We start from the raw sequence: 19,067 nt of genomic DNA, 5'->3' as shown, positions 1-19,067 counted from the left end.
TGCGTCCTCGCGCCGGTCCGAACAGGACGGACTCCAATGAAGCCGACAATCCTCAGCCGAAGGCTGGTCAGCGTGGCCCTCGCGGCCGGGCTGGCCGTCTTCGGCCTCTCGCCGGTGGCCGCGCACGCGGCCGGCGGCCCCAACCTCGCGATAGGGAAGGCGGTCACCGCCAGCGGCGCCCTCGGGGCACAGCCGGCGTCCGCCGTCAACGACGGGAACGCGAACTCCTACTGGGAGAGCCCGAACAACGTCTTCCCGCAGTGGGTCCAGGTCGACCTCGGCAGCAGTGTCGCGATCGACCAGGTCAAGCTGAAGCTGCCGCCGGCGTCTGCGTGGGCCACCCGCACGCAGACCCTGAGCGTGCAGGGCAGCACCAACGGCTCGACGTTCAGCACCCTCTCGGCCTCCACCGGCCGCGTCTTCAACCCGGCCACCGGCAACACGGTCACCATCGACTTCACCGCCGCGACGGTCCGGTACGTGCGGGTGCACATCACCGCGAACACCGGCTGGCCGGCCGGACAGCTCTCGGAGCTGGAGATCTACGGCGTGGCCGGTCCGGTCGACCCCGACCCGGATCCCGACCCGGATCCGCCGACCGGCACGAACCTGGCCGGTGGCAAGGCGATCGAGGCGTCGTCGACAACGTTCAACTTCGTGGCGACCAACGCCAACGACGGCAACCTGAACAGCTACTGGGAGTCGGCCGGCTTCCCGTCGACGCTGACCGTGAAGCTCGGCGCCGACGCGAACGTCACCGGCGTCGTGGTCAAGCTGAACCCGGACTCGGCGTGGGGTCCGCGGACGCAGAACATCCAGGTCCAGGGACGGGCCGGGTCAGCCACCGGATTCTCCGAGCTGAAGGCCCGCGCCGACTACGGCTTCAGCCCGTCCGGCAACCAGAACTCGGTGACCATTCCGGTCAGCGGGCGGGCTTCGGACGTACGGCTGCAGATCTTCTCGAACAACGGCGCGCCCGGTGGCCAGGTCGCCGAGCTTCAGGTGATCGGCGCCTGGGCGCCGGCGCCGGACCTGGTCGTCACCTCGACGACGTGGAGCCCGGCGACGCCGGACGAGACGTCGGCGATCACCCTGACCGCCGCCGTCCGTAACGCCGGCACCGTGGCCGCGGCTGCGACCAAGGTGGACTTCAAGCTCGGCGGCACCGTCGTGGCAAGCGCGGATGTCCCCGCGCTCGCCGCCGGAGCCTCGGCCACCGTGACCGGTAACGCCGGTGCCTGGGCGCAGGGCAGCTACACCGTCTCGACGACCGTCGACCCGGCGAACACCGTTGCCGAGTCGAACAACGACAACAACACCTTCACCGCGAGTTCAGCTCTCGTGGTGGGTCAGGCGCCCGGTCCGGACCTGCAGGTCACCGCGATCAACATGACCCCGGCGAACCCGGCGGTCGGTGCGGCGGTCAGCTTCACGGTCGCCGTGCAGAACCGGGGGATCAGCGCCGCGGGCGCCAGCACCACCCGGGTGTCGGTCGGTTCGGCCACGCTGACCGGGGCGACCCCGGCGATCGCGGCCGGCGCCACCACGACCGTGACGATCGGCGGCACCTGGACGGCGACCAGCGGCGGAGCCACCGCCGTCGCGACCGCCGACTCGGCCGGCGTGATCACCGAGACGAACGAGAACAACAACACGCTGTCCCGGTCCATCGTGGTCGGACGCGGCGCCGCGGTGCCGTACGTCTCCTACGAGGCGGAGGCTGCTCGTTACCAGGGCACCCTGCTGCAGGCCGACCCGCTGCGCACGTTCGGGCACACCAACTTCGCCACCGAGTCCTCCGGCCGGCAGTCGGTCCGCCTGAACAGCACCGGTCAGTTCGTGGAGTTCACCTCGACGAACCAGGCCAATTCGATTGTCGTACGCAACTCGGTGCCGGACTCGGCGAGCGGTGGCGGTCAGGACTGGACCATCAGTCTGTACGTCAACGACGTCTTCAACCGGAAGCTGACGCTCAGCTCGCGCAACAGCTGGCTGTACGGCACCAGCGACGACACCGAGTCGCTGTCGAACAGCCCGATGGCCGACGCGCGCCGCCTCTTCGACGAGTCGAACGCGCTGCTCGGCCAGTCGTACCCGGCGGGCACCAGGTTCAAGCTGCAGCGCGACTCGGGCGACTCGGCGGGCTTCTACATCATCGACACGATCGACCTGGAGCAGGTCGCGGGGCCGTCGAGCCAGCCGTCCGGCTGCGTCTCGATCACCAACTACGGCGCGGTGGCCAACGACGGGCTCGACGACACGGCCGCCATCCAGCGTGCCGTGACCGACGACGAGAACGGCGTGATCCCCTGCGTCTGGATCCCGGCCGGTCAGTGGCGCCAGGAGCAGAAGATCCTCTCGCCGGACCCGACCCGTGGACAGTGGAACCAGAAGGGCATCCGCAACGTCGTGATCCGCGGCGCCGGCATGTGGCACTCCCAGCTCTACACGAACACCCAGCCCCACCAGGTGAGCGGCAACATCAACCACCCGCACGAGGGCAACGTCGGCTTCGACATCGACGACAACACCCAGATCTCCGACATCGCGATCTTCGGCAACACGCAGAACCGGGCCAACCGCGGTCACGGCCTCAACGGCCGGTTCGGCAAGAACACGAAGATCAGCAACGTCTGGATCGAGCACGTCAACGTCGGTGCCTGGGTCGGCCGCGACTACTCGGACACGCCCGCCTACTGGAACCCGGGCGACGGCCTCGAGTTCACCGGGATGCGGATCCGCAACACGTTCGCCGACGGCATCAACTTCTCCAACGGCACGCGTAACTCGCGGGTGTTCAACTCCTCGTTCCGGACCACCGGCGACGACGCGCTGGCGATCTGGGCCAACCCGTACGTCAAGGACCAGAACGTCGACATCAACAACAACGACCACTTCCTGAACAACACCGTCCAGCTGCCGTGGCGCGCGAACGGCATCGCCATCTACGGCGGATACAACAACAGCGCACAGAACAATCTCGTGTACGACACGGCGAACTACCCGGGCATCATGCTGGCCACCGACCACAGCCCCCTGCCGTTCTCCGGCACCACGCTGCTGGCCAACAACGGGTTGTACCGCACCGGCGGCGCGTTCTGGAACGAGGACCAGGAGTTCGGCGCGATCACCCTGTTCCCGTCCACGAAGGACATCACCGGCGTCACGATCCGCGACACCGACATCATCGATTCGACCTTCGACGGCATCCAGTTCAAGAACGGTGGCGGCAACATGCCCAACGTCGCCATCACGAACGTACGCATCGACAGGTCCAACAACGGCGCCGGCATCCTGGCGATGAGCGGCGCCCGAGGAAACGCGGTCCTGTCCAACGTCCAGATAACCAACTCGGCCGACGGCAACATCGTCATCCAGCCGGGCTCCCAGTTCACCATCTCCGGTAGCTGATCCACAGGTCACCAGCCGCAGATCTTGTGAGGTTCGGGTCGAGATGACTGCCGAACCTCACAAGATCTGTCGGTGAACACGGACGGTCAGCGGGCGGAGGGCTCGACTGCGGCGATCAGGCGTTCCACGTACCGCCGGAGGTCGTCCCGTTCCGTGTCAGTGAAGGCGTCGGCGATGCGCCGCTCGAGCTCGACGGCCCGCTCGTCGGCCTTGCGCAGCAGCGCCTGCCCGGATCGGGTGAGCCGGGAGACCAGAACCTGACCGTGGTCCTCCGAGCGACGGCGCTCCACGAGCCCGCGCGTCTCCAGGTTGGCCAGCATCGTGGCCATCGTCTGTGGCGTGACCATGCAGCGCCGGGCGAGGTTGGCGCCGGAGATCCCGGGATGCTCGCCGAGCACCAGGAGAGCGCTGTACTGCGGGACGGTCAGGTCGAGGTCACGGAGGACAGCCGTCTTACCGGCGACGACCACCTGCTCGGCACGCTTGACCAGGTTGCCCAGCCGCTGGTCGACCGGAAGTCGCGTAGTCGTCCGCACGTTTCGCCTTCCCCGGCCGGCCCACCTCCCCAGACCTGCGGCCACGCTATCAGGACCCTGATGCGTATTCCGGCTCCGACGGTTTTCACGGAACTACTGTGACCGGTGTTTCCAGTGGTGCAGCGCGACCAGCGGGACGATGCCGATCGGGTACCAGATCATGTCGATCGGATCGAATGCGGTGCCGAGCACGAGCCGGGCCAGGAGGCTGTCCGCGGAGAGCGCCGCCGGGATGCCGGTGAGCTGGAAGAGTTCTGCGCCCCAGCACCAGGTCAGGGCGATCGCGCCGACCGCGAGCGGGGCGAGCCGTGGCGCGAGGACACGCACCCCGGCCCAGGTCATCGAGGCGTACAGGGCGGTTCCGGAGGACTGTTCCACCCAGCTGCCGAGTGGCGCCACCGCCCGGATCGCCAGGGCGGCGACCAGGAAGCCCGCGGCGGCGGCAAGCATGATCAACCGGATTCGCATCCCGATGAGGGTAAGGGTGCGGGCGAAACGGCCGACAGGGACGTGGGGAGGCCCTGCCGGGCCGGAACCACCGCAACGATGCGAAGAAGGGGTACCCGAATGGCCGTCACAGCGAATCTCGACAAGCTCCTCGACAAGAAGTTCGAGGATCTGGATCTGCACGCGCTGCCGAACGCACCGGTCGACGCACTGGCCGGAGTGAGCCGGGCTGACGCCGAGGCGCTTGCCAAGGCGTTCGACGTGAAGACCATCGGAGATCTGGGGCGCAATCCCTACATCAAGGCCGCCGTGTCGATCACGGGCCTGGCCGACGCCAGCAACTGAACCTGGCACAGCTGAATCCGGCACATGGATTACGGGCCGTATCGGGGATCATCCCGATGCGGCCCGGTTCCTCCGCTTCCTAACGTCGAAGCATGAAGCTGCTGCTCAGAGTGCTCGGCGTGATCGTCGCGCTGTATTTCATCGTCCGTGCGGTGGCCGAGCCGTTCGTCATCGACATGACTGACCCCGCCACCTACTCCGGCGACTGGGGCGGGCCAAGCCTGATCGGCGTGCTGGCCGTGCACTGCGGGCCCGGCGTGCTCGCGGCGATGTTCCTCTACGGGTCAGTGGTTCGCTGGCGCACACGCGAGCCCGTATCCTCCGGCCATGAAACACGGCGATGAAACAAGAGTGACGGTACGGGACGTCGCCGCCCGCACCGGCCTGTCCATCGCGACGATCTCGCGGGTGCTGAACGGCCGGGCCAACGTCGCGGCGCACACCCGCGAGCGGGTTCTCGCCGCGATGGGGGAGCTGGGTCAGAAGGCGCCCCGGCGGCGTGGTGAGCGGGCCACCGGGATCTACGTGCGCTGCCCCTACGTGCTCACCGACTACTTCGGGCTGATCGTCTCCGCGGTGGCCGAGGCCCTCGAACCGCACGGCCTGCAGGTGATCCTCAACGCCGGGGTGGCCGCCCAGCGCGAGCACGTGCTCACCACACTGACCGGCCGGCGGGACGTGACCGGGGCGGTGCTGATCCTGCCGCCCGAGCCCGGCGCCGAACTGGCCCGGCTGCGTGATCGCGGCTTCCCGTTCGTGGTGCTCGATCCCCGTACTCCTCCGCCCCGGAATCTTGCCGCGGTCTCCGCGGCGCACTTCGCCGGTGCCCGTCAGCTCACCGCCCACCTGGTCGAACTCGGACATCGGCGGATCGGCATCATCGGTGGGCCGCGTGACTGGCTGGCCTCCGAGAACCGGTTCGCCGGCTACCTGTCGCCGCTGGCCGACGCGCGCGTGCTACCCGCGCCGGAGCTGATCCGGTTCGTTGCCGAGCCCACCACCGAGCTGGGCTACCGCGCCGCCGTCGAGCTGCTGGACCTGCCGGACCGGCCGACCGCGCTGGTGGCGTTCAACGACAAGATGGCGATCGGGGCGCTGCGGGCGGCCGCCGAGCGGGGACTGCGGGTGCCGGATGATCTGTCGGTGGCCGGGTTCGACGACATCGAGCTGGGTCAGGCCTGCCGTCCGATGCTGACCACGGTCCGGCAGCCGCTCGAGGAGATGGGCCGGATGGCGGTGCACCTGCTGCTGCGGATGCTCGGCGGGCACCGTCTCGACGCGCTTCATCTGGAACTCGCCACCGAGCTGGTGGTCCGGGAGTCGACCGGACTGGCGAAAGCCTGACGTGTTTCACGGTTCCGGAACCGGAACACGGCAGTCCGGAACCTCAGCGCATTGACCCGTACAAATTGTTAAAGGTTTCCTTCCTGTTACCTGTCCCCCGCGTAGCAGGAGCCCCACATGAGAAAGACCGCGTTGCTCGCGGCGGCCGTCATCGGCGCCGCCTCGCTGAGCGCACCGGCCTACGCCGCCGGAGAGACCGTCAACGTCTACCTCACCACCACATCGGACAGCGGCGGCCGGACCGTGACCCGTGGCCTGCAGCAACAGGCGAACATCGCCTTCGGCCCGGCCGGCGGCAGCGCCAACCAGACCATCAACGTCGACGAGGGCACCACGTACCAGGTCTTCGAGGGTGGGGGCGCGTCGATCACCGACACCACCGCCTACCTGCTGCGCGGCGGCCCGATCAGCGCCGCCACCCGCGACGCCGTGATGTCGAAACTGTTCAGCCCCACCAACGGCATCGGCCTCTCGTTCGTCCGCAACCCGATCGGCGCCTCCGACCTGTCCCGGCCCGGCAACATCTCGCTCGACGACACCTGCTGCGACCTCAACGACTTCAACACCAACGGCTACGACACCAACGTCCGCCTGCTCACCCAGCAGGCCCGGCAGCTGAACCCGGCACTGCGGGTCAAGGGTGTGCCGTGGAGCGCGCCCGGCTGGATGAAGGACAACGGCCGGATGGACCAGATGGGCTGGCTCAAGTGGGAGCACTACCCCACGTACGCCCAGTACCTGGTCAAATACGTCCAGAGCTACCAGGCCGCCGGTGTGCCGATCAACTACATCTCGGTGCAGAACGAGCCGAACTGCTGCCAGGCCGCCAACCCGACCGCCATGAACTACCCCGGCATGAGCTGGAACCCGTCCGGCCTGGTCGAGTTCACCAAGAACTTCGTCTACCCGGCGTTCCGCGCGGCCGGCATCAACACCAAGGTGCTGATCCACGACTGGAACTACGGCGACTACGCGAACTTCGGGGCGGCCATCCTCGCCGATGCCGGGGTGCGCAACGACCCGCTGTTCGGTGGCATCGCCTGGCACGGCTACTTCGGTGACCCGGTCGTCGGCACCCAGGTCCACGACGTGTACCCGTCGGTGAAACAGTTCAGCACCGAGCACTCGGGCGGCACCTGGATCTCGAACCAGCACAACGAGGACATGGCCGACATCGTCAACTACGCCCGGAACTACAGCAGCAGCCTGGTCAAGTGGAGCCTGGCGCTGAACCAGAACATGGGACCGCACAACGGCGGCTGCGGCACCTGCACCGGACTGATCACCGTGCAGGAGGGCGGCTCCCGGGCCGGGCAGGTCGACTACACCGTCGAGTACTACACGACCGGCCACCTCACCAAGTTCGTCAAGCCGGGCGCGGTGCGGATCGCCTCCAACAACACCGCGGTGCAGAACGTCGCCTGGCGCAACCCGGACGGCTCCAAGGCGCTGATCGCGCACAACGGAGGCACCGGCAGTCAGTCGGTGCGGGTCAACTGGGGCGGTCAGTCCTTCGTGTACACGCTGCCGGCCCGAACCACAGCGACCTTCACCTGGTCCGGAACGTCAGCACCGACCCCCGGCGGGACCATCACCGGCCTGGGCGGCAAATGCGTCGACGTGGCGGGGGCGGTCAACACCAACGGCACGGCCATTCAGCTGTACGGGTGCAACGGCACCGCCGCGCAGCAGTGGAGCCGCCCGGGTGACGGAACGCTGCGCTCGCTGGGCAAATGCCTCGACATCAGCGGCCCGAGCAACGCCGACGGCACGGCCGCGCACCTCTGGGACTGCCACACCGGCACCTCCCAGAAGTGGACGCTCGACAGCTCGCAGCGGCTCGTCAACACGTACTCCGGGAAATGCCTCGACGTGACCGGCAACAGCTCCGCCGACGGCGCCCGCCTGCAGATCTGGACCTGCACCACCGGCGCCAACCAGAAGTGGAACCTCAACTAGAACCGGAAGGCTGACGGGGGCGGGCGCCGTGTGGCGCCCGCCCCCGTCGCGTTCTCAGGACTCGATCGACGGTGGGCGTCGCTGTGCCGGGATCACCGCGGTCGGTTCGGTCGGCAGGTTCAGCGCGGTCGTCTTCTCGTCCGCCGACTCGGTGACTCCGGCGGGCACGGTCTTCTCGTCGGTCTGCTCGGTGACTCCGGCGGGCACGGTCTTCTCGTCGGCCGGCGCTGGCTTCGCCGCCTTGGCCGTGGCCTTTGCCGGGATCAGAAGGGGGCGGGTCATGTCCGGATCGGCGGGCTGGGGTGCGACGGGTTTGGGCGTGGCGGGCTGGGGTGCGGCGGGCTTGGGCGCGGCCAGGCCGAGGCCACTGACGACGGTGGGCTCGTCGGCGCCGAGCGCCAGCACCGTGGTCGGCTCCGACTCGCTGACCGGCACCGGCGGCGTCCTCGGCGCAGCCGGAGGAGCGGGAGGAGCCGTGCGGGGGGTGGCCGGAGCGGCGGGGGACTGCGGCTGGGTCACGAAGACCGTGCGGTCGTTGTTCGTGACGACCTCGGTGCGGTCGTTGCGGCCCAGCGGCTCGGTCCGGTCGGCGTTCGGCACGACGGCGGTGCGATCGGCGGGGGCCGCGCCGCTGTTGATCGCTACGGTCCGGTCGTCGGCGAGCCCTGTGCCCAGGGGGACGGCCCGATCCGCGGGCACCCCGGTGCGGATCACGGTGGTCTGCTCGGCGGCGACCGTGGTGCCGGCCACCTTCGCCGCGCCCCGGAACCGGCCGATCTCACCGATGATCGGCAGCACCGGCGGCTCGTAGCGGGCCCAGCGGCGGGCACTCAGCGCCGTGCCGAGCAGCGGGACCGCCAGCACGGCGGCCAGACCGTAGCCGGGCCGGCTGAGGTCGAAGCCCTCCTTGGCGACCTCCGGCGCCCACAGGGACGCATACGACGCGGGGGCGTTGAACGCCCAGACGGTCACGCCGAGATAGGCGGCGCCGGCCAGCACCGGACCGGCCGGTGAGACCGGTCCCGCGGCGAGGATCGAGAAGAGGATGCCGGAGAAGATCAGCAGCAGGAGCCCGCTGATCGACTCGGCGGCGAAGAAGTCTCTGCCACGGCTGCTCAGGTCGTCGGTGAAACCCACGGCGAGCAGCACCCAGATGCACGGTGCCAGCACCAGTGCGTAAAAGATCGACCTGAGGTGACGCATGATCCGGCACGGTACTCGGCACCGGCAAGAACTACCGTACCGGCTATGGAAGATCTACATCCCGGCCGGCCGACCGACCTGTCCCGGGTCACCCTGAGCCGGATCATGACCGCGGTCGACGTGAACCTCTACGGGACCGTGCACGGCGGCGTGCTGATGAAGTTCGTCGACGACGTGGCCGGTGCGGCGGCGGCCCGGCACAGCGGCGGGACCGTGGTGACCGCGGCGATCGACGAGATCGTCTTCCTGGAGCCGGTTCGTGTGGGTGACCTCGTGCACGCGTACGCCCAGGTCAACTGGACCGGCAGCACCTCGATGGAGATCGGGGTGAAGCTGGCCGCCGAGCGCTGGGACGAGGTGGTCCCGGAGCCGCTGCCGGTGGCCACGGCATACCTGGTCTTCGTGGGTGTGGACTCGGCCGGCAACCCGCGCCGGGTGCCCCCGGTGCTGCCCGCCGACGACGAGGACAAGCGCCGGTTCACCGAGGCGATGATCCGCCGCGACCACCGCCTGGCACGCCGCGCGGCAATCCAGAAGGCACGCGCCGACCACCAGCGGTCAGGCGGCTGATCCGTCGTTAAGGTGTGGTGATGACGACAGGTGAGGTGACGGCGGGCACAGTTCTGTGGGAACCGCCGGCGGACATCCGGGACACCTCCCGGATCGGGCGTTTTCTGACGTGGCTGGAGTCCGAGCGCGGTCTCTCCTTCGCCGGCTATCCGGAACTGTGGGAGTGGTCCGTCACCGACCTGACCGGCTTCTGGGGCGCGATCTGGGACTACTTCGAGGTGGTCGCGCACGAGCCGCCGGCCGCCGTCCTCGCCGACACCGCCATGCCGGGAGCGCGATGGTTCCCCGGAGCCACTCTCAACTACGCCGAGAACGTGCTGCGGATGCCCGGCATCGCCGAGGACGAGACGGTCGTTCTCTCGTACAGCCAAAGTCGTGAACCTCTCACCCTGACCGCCGGTGACCTGCGCGCCGAGGTCCGGAGAGTTCGTGCCGGGCTGAAGGCCCGGGGAGTGGCGAAGGGTGACCGGGTCGCCGCCTACGCGCCGAACATCCCGGAGACCTATGTGCTGATGCTCGCCACCGCGAGTCTCGGCGCGATCTTCTCGTCGTGCGCGCCGGAGTTCGGCACCCGCAGCGTGATCGACCGGTGGAGCCAGATCGAGCCGAAGGTCCTGGTCGCGACGGACGGCTACCGCTACGGCGACAAGGACATCGACCGGAGCGGCGAGATCGCCGCGATCCGGGAGGCCATCCCGTCGATCGAGCACGTGATCACCATCGGATACCTGCACGGCGGCGGCGACTGGGACTCGCTCTCGGGCGACGACCCGCTCGAGTACGAACCGGTGCCGTTCGACCATCCGCTCTACGTCCTCTACAGCTCCGGCACCACCGGCCTGCCCAAGCCGATCGTTCACGGACACGGTGGCATCCTCCTGGAACACCTCAAGATCCTCGCGCTGCACCACGACCTCGGGCCCGGCGACCGGTTCTTCTGGTTCACCACCACCGGCTGGATGATGTGGAACTACCTGGCCAGCGGACCGGCCGTGGGCGCGGCGATCGTGCTCTTCGACGGCAACCCGGGCTGGCCCTCGCTGAACACGCTGTGGGAGCTGGTCGACACCGCCGGGATCACCTACTTCGGTACCTCGGCCCCGTTCCTGCTGGCCTGCCGCAAGGCCGGGATCACGCCGCGGGTCGCGCTCAAGGGCCTCGGCTCGACCGGCGCGCCGCTGCCCACCGAGGGCTGGGGCTGGGTGTACGAGGCGGTCAGCCCGGACGTCCAGCTGACCTCGCTGTCCGGCGGCACCGACGTGTGCACCGGCTTCGTCGGCGGCGCCCCGCTGCTGCCGGTCCGGGCCGGGGTGATCGGCTGCCGCAGCCTCGGCGCCCGGGTCGAGGCGTACGACCCGGAGGGCAAGCCGGTCGTCGGCGAACTCGGCGAGCTGGTGATCACGGCTCCGATGCCGAGCATGCCGGTCGGGTTCTGGAACGACCACGACGGCTCCCGCTACCGCGAGGCCTACTTCGACATCTTCCCCGGCGTCTGGCGGCACGGCGACTGGATCACCATCGACGCGGACGGCGGCTGCGTGATCACCGGCCGCTCCGACGCCACCCTCAACCGGGGCGGGGTACGCCTCGGCACGGCCGAGTTCTACTCCGTGGTCGAGGGACTGCCGGAGGTCGCCGACTCGCTGGTCGTACACCTGGACAAGCCCGACGACCCGAACGGCGAACTGCTGCTCTTCGTGGTGCTCGCCGAGGGCCTGGAACTCGACGACGCGCTGCGCGGGCGCATCGCGGTTGCGTTGCGCGGTTCGCTCTCGCCCCGGCACGTGCCCGACGCCGCCCACCAGGTACGCGCTCTGCCGCGCACCCTCTCCGGCAAGAAGCTGGAGGTGCCCGTGAAGCGGATCCTCACCGGCACCCCGGTGGAGTCGGCGGCGGCCAAGGGCGCCCTGGCCAACCCCGACTCCTTGAACGCCTTCGCCACGCTGTACGCCGAGCGGGTCAGACCAGCGTCAGCGTGACCTTCTCGGTGGCGGCGCGCGCCTCCGTCTTCGACGGGTCCAGGTTGGCACACAGAACGATCGAGGCGCCCACCACCAGCGGGGCCAGCAGCCAGTCCGTGGCCTCCGGATGGGCCGCGGTGTCGATCAGCACCCGTGCGCCGGCCGTGATGCCGAGCTGAGCGGCACGGTCGGCGGCCTCGGCCAGGGCGTCGTGGTGGCTCAGCTCGATCGGGCCGGCCAGGGCGCGGTCGGCGGGGTCGACCGGCGCGCCGCGGAAGTGGTCGCCGTGGTTGCGGACCTCGGTGACGTAGTCGATGTACCCGTCGGGCGGGGTACGCAGCGGCATGGCCAGCGGGAGCAACCCGGTCGCGTACCGGTCGAGGGTGGACCAGCCGGCCGCCCTCTCGACCAGGTCCGGGGTGGTGAAGAGTGCCTCCACCGGCTGCGGGTCGCCGCCCAGGTCGGCCGCCAGCCCGGCCGCCGACACGCCGAGCAGCAGCGCCGCGGTCTGCCAGTGCGGCGGCAGCAGCAGGGCCACCGCGTCGCCGTGGCCCAGGCCCACACCGTCGACCAGCAGGTTCGCGGTCTTCGCCACCCAGTTGTCCAGCGTTGCCCCGGACAGTTCGGTCCGGTCGCCGGTGGCATCGTCGTACCAGGTCAGCAGCGGTGCGGCCGGATCACGCCGGATCGCGTCGCCGAACACCTGGGGGATCGTCGTCTTCATCGCCCCACAGCGTAGGCCGATAACGGAAAGTAGCGGCCACAGAAGGTCCGCAACGATGGAGGTGTCGCGGACACCTCCCTGAAGCGTTCCCGGCGTACCCTCGAACCGTTGGTGGTTCCACGGCCGTAGAGGTAGTTCAGAACCACCGCATCGGTACGTCAGAGACGCCAAGGAGATGCCTCGTGACCCCCGGTCGCCCCCCGCGAGTGCTCGTCGACGCCACCAGTGTCCCCGCCGACCGGGGTGGTGTCGGCAGATACGTCGACGGGCTGCTCGGTGCGCTGGGGCAGCAGAGCCCCGGCCGCGTCGACCTCGCCGTCGTGTCCCAACGATCGGATGCGGAGCGTTACCGCCGCATGCTTCCCGGTGCCGAGGTGATCCCCGGTCCGGCCGCGATCGTGCACCGGCCCGCCCGTCTGGCGTGGGAGCAGACCGGGTTGCCGCTGCTCGCCCAGCAGGTCGGCGCCGACGTGCTGCACTCGCCGTTCTACACGTGCCCGCTGCGGGTGGGATGCCCGGTCACCGTCACGGTGCACGATGCGACCTTCTTCACCGAGCCGGAACATTACGACAGCACCCGCCGTACCTTCTTCCGCAGCGCGATCAAGACGTCACTGCGCCGGGCCGCCCGGGTGATCGTGCCCAGCAAGGCCACCCGTGACGAGCTGATCCGGCTGCTCGACGCCGACCCGACCCGGATCGACGTGGCGTACCACGGCGTCGACCACACGGCCTTCCACGCTCCGACCGACGACGAGAAGGCCCGTGTCCGCGCCCGCCTCGGCCTGGGCGACTCCGGCTACGTCGCGTTCCTCGGTGCCAAGGAGCCCCGCAAGAACGTGCCCAACCTGATCCGCGGCTGGGCCCGGGCGGTCACCGACTGGCCGCGTCCGCCGGCCCTGGTCATCGCCGGTGGTCAGGGGCACGACGACGACATCGATCGTGCGGTGGCAGAGGTCCCACCCCACCTGCGGCTGCTTCGACCAGGCTATCTGCGGTACGCGGACCTGCCCGGCTTCCTCGGCGGCGCCCTCGTCGCCTGCTACCCGTCGTTCGGTGAGGGCTTCGGCCTGCCGATCCTCGAGGCGATGGCCTGCGGCACCCCGGTGCTCACCACGCCCCGCCTCTCGCTGCCGGAGGTCGGCGGTGACGCGGTCGCCTACACGACCGAGGCGCCCGACCGGATCGCCGAAGACCTGGCCGACCTGCTGCACGACGAGGACCGCCGCCGGACCCTCGCCAAGGCCGGCTTCGATCGGGCGAAAGAGTTCACCTGGGAGTCCAGCGCGGAGGTACATGTGACAACGTGGAACCGGGTCGCATCTTGATCATCTACTAAACTCTCCGCGCATGAGCGACCAACAGGCAGTGCTGTACGGAGTCGTGCTGGCCGGGGGCACCGGAACCCGTCTCTGGCCGCTGTCCCGTGCCGGTCATCCGAAGTTTCTTCACCCGCTGACCGGCACCGAGGCCTCCCTTCTGCAAGCCACCGTGGATCGGCTGGACGATCTGACGTCCCCCGATCGGGTGTTCGTGGTGACCGGTGTGGCGCACGCCGCTGCCGTCTCCCGTCAGCTGTCCGCGATGCCCGAGGAGAACGTGCTCGTCGAGCCGTCCCCGCGGGACTCCTGCGCCGCGATCGCCCTGGCCGCCGCAGTGATCGCCCGTCGCGACCCGGAAGCGATCATGGGCTCGTTCGCCTCCGACCACCTGATCGCCGACAAGGCGGCGTTCTCCGAGGTGATCCGGCAGGCCATGGAAGGGGCCGCCCAGGGCCTGCTGATGACCCTCGGCATCACCCCGACCAGACCCGAGACCGGGTACGGCTACCTGCAGTGCGGTGCCGCGGTCGGCGACGGCCCGCTGCTGAAGGTCGAGGAATTCAAGGAGAAGCCGTCGTACGACGTGGCCGAGAGCTACGTGAAGTCCGGCACCTACCTGTGGAACGCCGGCATGTTCGTCTGGCGGGTCGACACCTTCCTGGCCGAGCTGCACCGTCAGCAGCCCCAGCTCGCGGCCGGTGTCAGCCGGATCGCCCAGGCCTGGGGCACAGCCGAGCAGGAGGAGGTCATGGGCGACGTCTGGCCGACGCTGCCGAAGATCTCCGTCGACTACGCGGTGATGGAGGGCGCGGCCGCGGTCGGCCGGGTCGGCACGGTTCCGGGCGACTTCGGCTGGAACGACGTCGGCGACTTCCACACCCTCGGCGAGGTACTGACCGCCGACCAGGCAGGCAACGTGGTGGTGGGGCGCGACAGCTCCGTCGACCTGCCCAACGTCCTGCTGCGGGAGGCCGAGGGCCTCGTCGTCGTCCCGTCCTCGGGCCGGCTGGTCGCCGCGATGGGTGTGCGCAACCTGGTCATCGTCGACACGCCGGACGCCGTCCTGGTCTGCCCGCGCGAGCGTGCCCAGGAGGTCAAGCAGCTGGTCGACCACCTGAAGGAGCTCGGCCAGCACGGCTACATCTAGCGCCCCCGCCCCGCGTCCCGCCGTGCGTGGCGTTGCGTCCTGCCGTGCGTGGCCCCGTGCGTGGCGTTGCGTCCTGCCGTGCGTGGCGTCGCGTCCCGTCGCCTCCCGCCCAGCGTCGCCTCCGCCGCGCTTACTTCGCACCCCTCCCAGATCTTGTGGGTTTGCGGTTGTCCGGGCGGCGGAAGCTCGCAAGATCTGCGGGGGAAGCGGGTGGCGCGCCGCTTGCGCCGCCTGCGCCGCTCGTCTTCCCTCGCGCTGCGCTTTCTGCCGGAGCTTTCCGCGTTCTTGTGGGTTTGTGGTTGTCCGGGCGGCGGTAGGTCGCTAGATCTGCGGGGGAAGCGGGTGGCGCGCCGCTTGCGCCGCCTGCGCCGCTCGTCTTCCCTCGCGCTGCGCTTTCTGCCGGAGCTTTCCGCGTTCTTGTGGGTTTGTGGTTGTCCGGGCGGCGGTAGGTCGCTAGATCTGCGGGGGAAGCGGGTGGCGCGCCGCTTGCGCCGCCTGCGCCGCTCGTCTTCCCTCGCGCTGCGCTTTCTGCCGGAGCTTTCCGCGTTCTTGTGGGTTTGTGGTTGTCCGGGCGGCGGAAGCTCACAAGATTTGTGAAGGGGTGGACGCGTTGCGTCGCCTGCGCCGCGCGCTGGGCGTCGCGCTCCGCTTCGGTCGCCTCCGCCGCGCTTTTCCGCACCTCATACAGATCTTGTGGGGTTGTGGGTTAGTCCGGCGGCGAAGCTCGCAAGATCTGCCCGGGAGCCGGCGTCGCGTCTCCCGCGCCGTCCGTTCGGCCTCCCGCGCCGCCCATTTCACAGCCCATGCCGTCGGTTTCGCCGCCTGCCGCGTTTCCTTCCGGAGCTTCCCGCGATCTTGTGGACTTACGGCTGTCCGCGCGGCGGAAGCCCACAAGATCGCGGAACGGGAACTGGAGCTGGAGCTGGAGCGGAATGGGAGCTGGAGCGGAAACGGGAACGGAAACGGACCCGGGGCAGTAACGGGGCCGGGGCCCCGACTGGGCAAGGGTCGGGGCTGGGGCTGGGGCTGGGGCTGGGGTCGGGAACGGAAACAGGAGCGGGAGAGGACGCGGAACCGGGTGCGGTGAACCCGGGTGCGGTGAACCCGGGTGCGGTGAACCGGGAGCGGAACCGGGTGCGGTGAACCGGGTGCGGAACCGGGTGCGGTGAACCGGGTGCGGAAGCGGGTGCGGTGAATCCGGGTGCGGTGAATCCGGGTGCGGTGAATCCGGGTGCGGTGGAAGCGGGTGCGGTGGGACCCGGCGGCAGAGGGCGAGGCGGGACAGCGAGGCGGGGTCGGCTACTGCAGGCGGGCCAGTGCCGGCGCGATCTGCCGGACCGTTCCCGAGGCCAGCGGTGACGGCAGCGCGTCGGCGTGGAACCACGCCAACTCCGCCGACTCCTCGCTGATCTGCTCCACGCTCCCGGCCGGGGCACGCAGCAGGAAGCGGACGTCGTAGTGCACCGACGGCTCGGCGGGTGCGCCGTCGGCGGCGCCGCAGCGCACCTCGTGGACGTCGATGTCGATCGGGGTCGGGTCGAGGAGCAGACCGGGGATGCCGGACTCCTCGGTCGCCTCGCGGAAGGCGGCCGCGGCCAGCGTCTCGTCACCGGCCTCGCAGTGCCCGCCGAGCTGCATCCACAGGCCGAGCCGGCCGTGCAGGCAGAGCAGGACCCGGCCGTCGTCGCCGACGACCAGGGCGCTGGCGGTGACGTGACCGGCCCGGTGGCCGCGCGTCATCGCGGCCGGGCCGTCGGCCAGCAGGCCGAGGGTGCGCTTGCGGGCCAGCTCAGCCTCGTCGGAGGTGGCGGTCCAGGTGGAGAGGACGTCGACGGCGTTCTCGTACAGGGCGGTCATTCCGATGCTCCAGCCAGGTAGATCAGGGTGACGCCCTCGTCGTCGATCACGGCCTCGGTGGGGACGCCCTCGGCGGCGAGCGCGGCACGCAGTCGGTGGGCCTCGGTGCCGGTGCGGATGAGGGCGGCGGGACCGTCGAGGGCGGGGGTCAGGCGGATGCCGTCGTCGAGGCGGAGGTTCGATGTAAGCAGATCACCGAGGGTGAGTAGCGCGCGGGTCACGGCAGCCAGGCCGGCCGCCGGCAGGCCGCCAGCCGGGTCGACCGCAGGGAGTGCGGTGCCCGGGTCGACCGCTGGGAGGCCGGTAGCCGGGTGGACGGCTGGGTGCGCGGTAGCCGGGTCGGTCGCCGCGCGGATGGCACGCGGGTCGGCCGCTGGGGGTGCGGTAGCCGGGTCGGCCGCCGCGGGGATGGCACCCGGGTCGGCTGTTGGGGGTGCGGCCGGCGGGTCTGCGGCCGGCGGCGTCGCCATGCGGGTGGGAGGAGGGCCCGCCGGGCTGTGGGCGCCGGTAGGTGGGAGTTCCGGGAGCGACGCTGCGGCACGAAGGCCTTCGGCGCGCGCTTCAGCCGTACCCAATCCGAACATGTCTTCCGCGGAATCGCGGATCAGGACCTTGGCGCCGGGCCCGTCGTCCGTGATCAGGCGGGTGTGACCACGGACCACCGCGACCGGTACGCGGTCGCATTTGCCCTTCACCAGCTCCGCCGCGGCGGAGAGCTCGTCGATCACGGCCATCTGGGTGAGGCTCAATTCATTGCCGTACGGGTCGAGCTGCCCCCGATGATCGAGCAGCGCGTCGATGCCCGCGGCGCCGAGCGCCACATCGGTGAGCCCGTTGCGCCACGCGCGGCCCATCGTGTCCGAGATGATCACGGCGACGTCCAGACCGTGTACCCGCAGGTCGGCACGGAGTCGCCGGGCCGACGCGTCCGGGTCCTCGGGCAGTAGCACCAGATGGGTCTTGTCGACGTTCGATGCGTCGATGCCGGCCGCGGCCATCACGAAACCGTGGTGGGTCTGCACGATCGCTGTGGGGCCGCGGCGGGCCACCACCCGGGCGGTCTCGGAGGCCAGCACGCGCTGACGGGCCTCCTCGCGCTCGGGACCGCCGGCGGGGACCTCGACGAGCCGCCCCTCCGCCTTCGAGACGATCTTGCTGGTCACTACGAGCACGTCACCGTCGGTGATCCAGGGCGCCGCGTTGACGATCAGCCGGGCCAGGTCGTCGCCGGCCGTGATGTCGCCGATCCCGCGGACCGGGAGGATCTCCAGGCCGTCGATCATCGGGCCAGCTCCAGCGCGTCGGCCACCATCCGGGCTGTGGCGGCCTCGTCGCGCATCCACAGCGGGACCGCCCGGGTGCGGACACCGGGCACCTCGGCTCCCTCGTCGGAGGTGTCGACCAGCCAGGCGTCCAGCAGACCGCCCTCGGCGCGTGGGCCGTACATGCGGCCGACGCCGCCGGCGCTCACCTCGACCTCCAGGGTGGCCAGGCACTTGTCGGCCATGCCGCGGACCGGTGAGCCGCCGATGATCGGTGACACACCCACCACGGGCGCCGGACCGGCCGTCACGGCCTCCCTCAGCGCCGGGACGGCCAGGATCGGCGCGATGCTGACCACCGGGTTGCTCGGGGCGACCAGGACCACGTCAGCCCCCGCGATCGCGTCGAGGACACCGGCCGCCGGCTTTGCGGCGTCGGCGCCGCGGAAGACGAAGTTGTGCGTCGGCACCTCGCCGCGGTGGCGGACCCACCACTCCTGGAAGTGGATGGCCTTCCGCTCGCCGTCGACGTCCACCACGACGTGCGTCTCCAGCCGGTCGTCGGTGGCCGGCAGCATCGTGATGCCGGGCTGCCAGCGCTCGCAGAGGGCCGCGGTGACCGCGGAGAGCGGGTAGCCGGCGTTCAGCATGGTGGTGCGCACCAGGTGGGTGGCGGTGTCGGAGTCGCCGAGTCCGAACCAGGACGGCTCCACGCCGTACTTCGCCAGCTCCTCCTTGACGACCCAGGTCTCGCCGACCCGCCCCCAGCCGCGTTCCGGGTCGGCGGCGCCGCCCAGCGTGTACATGACGCTGTCCAGGTCGGGACAGATCTGAAGGCCGTGCATGCGCACGTCGTCGCCGACATTGACGATCGCCGTGACGTCGGCACCGATGGAGCGGGCGTGCGCGCGCACGCCGACGAGGAAACGGGCACCGCCGATGCCCCCGGTCAGGACCACGATCCGCATTCCCTCATCCT

The 19,067-nt window shown here is 70.1% G+C and carries 16 protein-coding genes; 9 read left to right on the top strand and 7 right to left on the bottom strand.

Annotation, left to right across the window (positions count from 1 at the left end):
* Positions 1 to 36 precede the first annotated feature (36 nt).
* Positions 37 to 3,411, top strand: coding sequence for a CARDB domain-containing protein (locus CLV67_RS02070; RefSeq protein WP_106315397.1), 3,375 nt, complete (start codon positions 37 to 39; stop codon positions 3,409 to 3,411).
* 86 nt (positions 3,412 to 3,497) lie between these two features.
* On the opposite strand, the gene CLV67_RS02065 is transcribed toward CLV67_RS02070, so the two are convergent.
* Together CLV67_RS02065 and CLV67_RS02060 are read right to left on the bottom strand one after the other, a co-directional pair.
* A complete protein-coding gene (locus CLV67_RS02065; RefSeq protein WP_106315396.1) occupies positions 3,498 to 3,947 on the bottom strand; it encodes a MarR family winged helix-turn-helix transcriptional regulator in 450 nt (149 codons plus the stop codon).
* Positions 3,948 to 4,040: 93 nt separating this feature from the next.
* Complete coding sequence (locus tag CLV67_RS02060) at positions 4,041 to 4,415, bottom strand: ribosomal maturation YjgA family protein (RefSeq protein ID WP_106315395.1); 375 nt, start codon at positions 4,413 to 4,415, stop codon at positions 4,041 to 4,043.
* Between the two features lie 99 nt (positions 4,416 to 4,514).
* Here CLV67_RS02060 and CLV67_RS02055 point away from each other — a divergent pair, with 99 nt between their 5' ends.
* From CLV67_RS02055 to CLV67_RS02040, 4 genes are all read left to right on the top strand, one after another.
* Positions 4,515 to 4,739 (top strand): hypothetical protein, encoded by a 225-nt coding sequence (locus CLV67_RS02055; protein WP_106315394.1) that lies wholly within the window; start codon positions 4,515 to 4,517, stop codon positions 4,737 to 4,739.
* A gap of 92 nt (positions 4,740 to 4,831) precedes the next feature.
* Positions 4,832 to 5,083 (top strand): hypothetical protein, encoded by a 252-nt coding sequence (locus CLV67_RS02050; RefSeq protein ID WP_106315393.1) that lies wholly within the window; start codon positions 4,832 to 4,834, stop codon positions 5,081 to 5,083.
* The gene (locus CLV67_RS02045) at positions 5,067 to 6,083 is read left to right on the top strand and encodes a LacI family DNA-binding transcriptional regulator (RefSeq protein ID WP_106315392.1); all 1,017 of its coding nucleotides are present in this window, start codon (positions 5,067 to 5,069) and stop codon (positions 6,081 to 6,083) included. The genes CLV67_RS02050 and CLV67_RS02045 overlap by 17 nt, the downstream gene beginning before the upstream one ends.
* A gap of 117 nt (positions 6,084 to 6,200) precedes the next feature.
* A complete protein-coding gene (locus CLV67_RS02040; protein ID WP_106315391.1) occupies positions 6,201 to 8,042 on the top strand; it encodes an RICIN domain-containing protein in 1,842 nt (613 codons plus the stop codon).
* A 54-nt stretch (positions 8,043 to 8,096) separates the two neighbouring features.
* Here CLV67_RS02040 and CLV67_RS02035 read toward each other — a convergent pair whose 3' ends face one another.
* Positions 8,097 to 9,245, bottom strand: coding sequence for a hypothetical protein (locus CLV67_RS02035; RefSeq protein WP_146168967.1), 1,149 nt, complete (start codon positions 9,243 to 9,245; stop codon positions 8,097 to 8,099).
* A 45-nt stretch (positions 9,246 to 9,290) separates the two neighbouring features.
* Between CLV67_RS02035 and CLV67_RS02030 the strand changes: the two genes are divergently transcribed.
* Together CLV67_RS02030 and CLV67_RS02025 are read left to right on the top strand one after the other, a co-directional pair.
* The gene (locus CLV67_RS02030; protein ID WP_106315389.1) at positions 9,291 to 9,815 is read left to right on the top strand and encodes an acyl-CoA thioesterase; all 525 of its coding nucleotides are present in this window, start codon (positions 9,291 to 9,293) and stop codon (positions 9,813 to 9,815) included.
* Positions 9,816 to 9,835: 20 nt separating this feature from the next.
* Entirely contained in the window at positions 9,836 to 11,794 is a 1,959-nt protein-coding gene (locus tag CLV67_RS02025) for an acetoacetate--CoA ligase (RefSeq protein ID WP_106315388.1), read from the top strand.
* Here the strand turns inward: CLV67_RS02025 and CLV67_RS02020 are convergent.
* A complete protein-coding gene (locus tag CLV67_RS02020) occupies positions 11,775 to 12,500 on the bottom strand; it encodes a TIGR03089 family protein (RefSeq protein WP_106315387.1) in 726 nt (241 codons plus the stop codon). The two genes, CLV67_RS02025 and CLV67_RS02020, sit on opposite strands and share 20 nt — an antisense overlap.
* Positions 12,501 to 12,682: 182 nt before the next feature.
* On the opposite strand from CLV67_RS02020, the gene CLV67_RS02015 reads away from it, so the two are divergent.
* A complete protein-coding gene (locus CLV67_RS02015; RefSeq protein WP_106315386.1) occupies positions 12,683 to 13,828 on the top strand; it encodes a glycosyltransferase family 4 protein in 1,146 nt (381 codons plus the stop codon).
* Positions 13,829 to 13,868: 40 nt separating this feature from the next.
* Positions 13,869 to 14,969, top strand: a complete 1,101-nt coding sequence (locus CLV67_RS02010) for a mannose-1-phosphate guanylyltransferase (RefSeq protein WP_106315722.1) — start codon at positions 13,869 to 13,871, stop codon at positions 14,967 to 14,969.
* A 1,299-nt stretch (positions 14,970 to 16,268) separates the two neighbouring features.
* Here CLV67_RS02010 and CLV67_RS02005 read toward each other — a convergent pair.
* The 3 genes from CLV67_RS02005 to cofD are packed head-to-tail and all read right to left on the bottom strand — an operon-like array spanning position 16,269 to position 19,056.
* Positions 16,269 to 16,826: an NUDIX hydrolase gene (locus CLV67_RS02005; RefSeq protein WP_106315385.1), complete on the bottom strand. Its 558-nt coding sequence runs from the start codon at positions 16,824 to 16,826 to the stop codon at positions 16,269 to 16,271.
* Positions 16,823 to 18,109: a coenzyme F420-0:L-glutamate ligase gene (locus CLV67_RS53085; RefSeq protein WP_239166139.1), complete on the bottom strand. Its 1,287-nt coding sequence runs from the start codon at positions 18,107 to 18,109 to the stop codon at positions 16,823 to 16,825. The genes CLV67_RS02005 and CLV67_RS53085 overlap by 4 nt, the downstream gene beginning before the upstream one ends.
* Entirely contained in the window at positions 18,106 to 19,056 is a 951-nt protein-coding gene (gene cofD / locus CLV67_RS01995) for a 2-phospho-L-lactate transferase (RefSeq protein ID WP_106315384.1), read from the bottom strand. The genes CLV67_RS53085 and cofD overlap by 4 nt, the downstream gene beginning before the upstream one ends.
* Positions 19,057 to 19,067 lie beyond the last annotated feature (11 nt).

Origin of the sequence: Actinoplanes italicus (assembly GCF_003001815.1) — a bacterium.
Lineage (GTDB): Bacteria > Actinomycetota > Actinomycetes > Mycobacteriales > Micromonosporaceae > Actinoplanes > Actinoplanes italicus.
Note: the sequence above shows the minus strand (reverse complement) of the source record. Positions and strands in the feature narration are given on the sequence as shown.

What these genes read in the sequence shown, in the direction of transcription:
- CLV67_RS02020 (WP_106315387.1), bottom strand. Translation starts at nt 12,500, where the DNA reads ATGAAGACGACGATCCCCCAGGTGTTCGGCGACGCGATCCGGCGTGAT.
- CLV67_RS02070 (WP_106315397.1), top strand. Translation starts at nt 37, where the DNA reads ATGAAGCCGACAATCCTCAGCCGAAGGCTGGTCAGCGTGGCCCTCGCG.
- CLV67_RS02005 (WP_106315385.1), bottom strand. Translation starts at nt 16,826, where the DNA reads ATGACCGCCCTGTACGAGAACGCCGTCGACGTCCTCTCCACCTGGACC.
- CLV67_RS02050 (WP_106315393.1), top strand. Translation starts at nt 4,832, where the DNA reads ATGAAGCTGCTGCTCAGAGTGCTCGGCGTGATCGTCGCGCTGTATTTC.
- CLV67_RS02055 (WP_106315394.1), top strand. Translation starts at nt 4,515, where the DNA reads ATGGCCGTCACAGCGAATCTCGACAAGCTCCTCGACAAGAAGTTCGAG.
- CLV67_RS53085 (WP_239166139.1), bottom strand. Translation starts at nt 18,109, where the DNA reads ATGATCGACGGCCTGGAGATCCTCCCGGTCCGCGGGATCGGCGACATC.
- CLV67_RS02035 (WP_146168967.1), bottom strand. Translation starts at nt 9,245, where the DNA reads ATGCGTCACCTCAGGTCGATCTTTTACGCACTGGTGCTGGCACCGTGC.
- cofD (WP_106315384.1), bottom strand. Translation starts at nt 19,056, where the DNA reads ATGCGGATCGTGGTCCTGACCGGGGGCATCGGCGGTGCCCGTTTCCTC.
- CLV67_RS02040 (WP_106315391.1), top strand. Translation starts at nt 6,201, where the DNA reads ATGAGAAAGACCGCGTTGCTCGCGGCGGCCGTCATCGGCGCCGCCTCG.
- CLV67_RS02025 (WP_106315388.1), top strand. Translation starts at nt 9,836, where the DNA reads ATGACGACAGGTGAGGTGACGGCGGGCACAGTTCTGTGGGAACCGCCG.
- CLV67_RS02060 (WP_106315395.1), bottom strand. Translation starts at nt 4,415, where the DNA reads ATGCGAATCCGGTTGATCATGCTTGCCGCCGCCGCGGGCTTCCTGGTC.
- CLV67_RS02045 (WP_106315392.1), top strand. Translation starts at nt 5,067, where the DNA reads ATGAAACACGGCGATGAAACAAGAGTGACGGTACGGGACGTCGCCGCC.
- CLV67_RS02030 (WP_106315389.1), top strand. Translation starts at nt 9,291, where the DNA reads ATGGAAGATCTACATCCCGGCCGGCCGACCGACCTGTCCCGGGTCACC.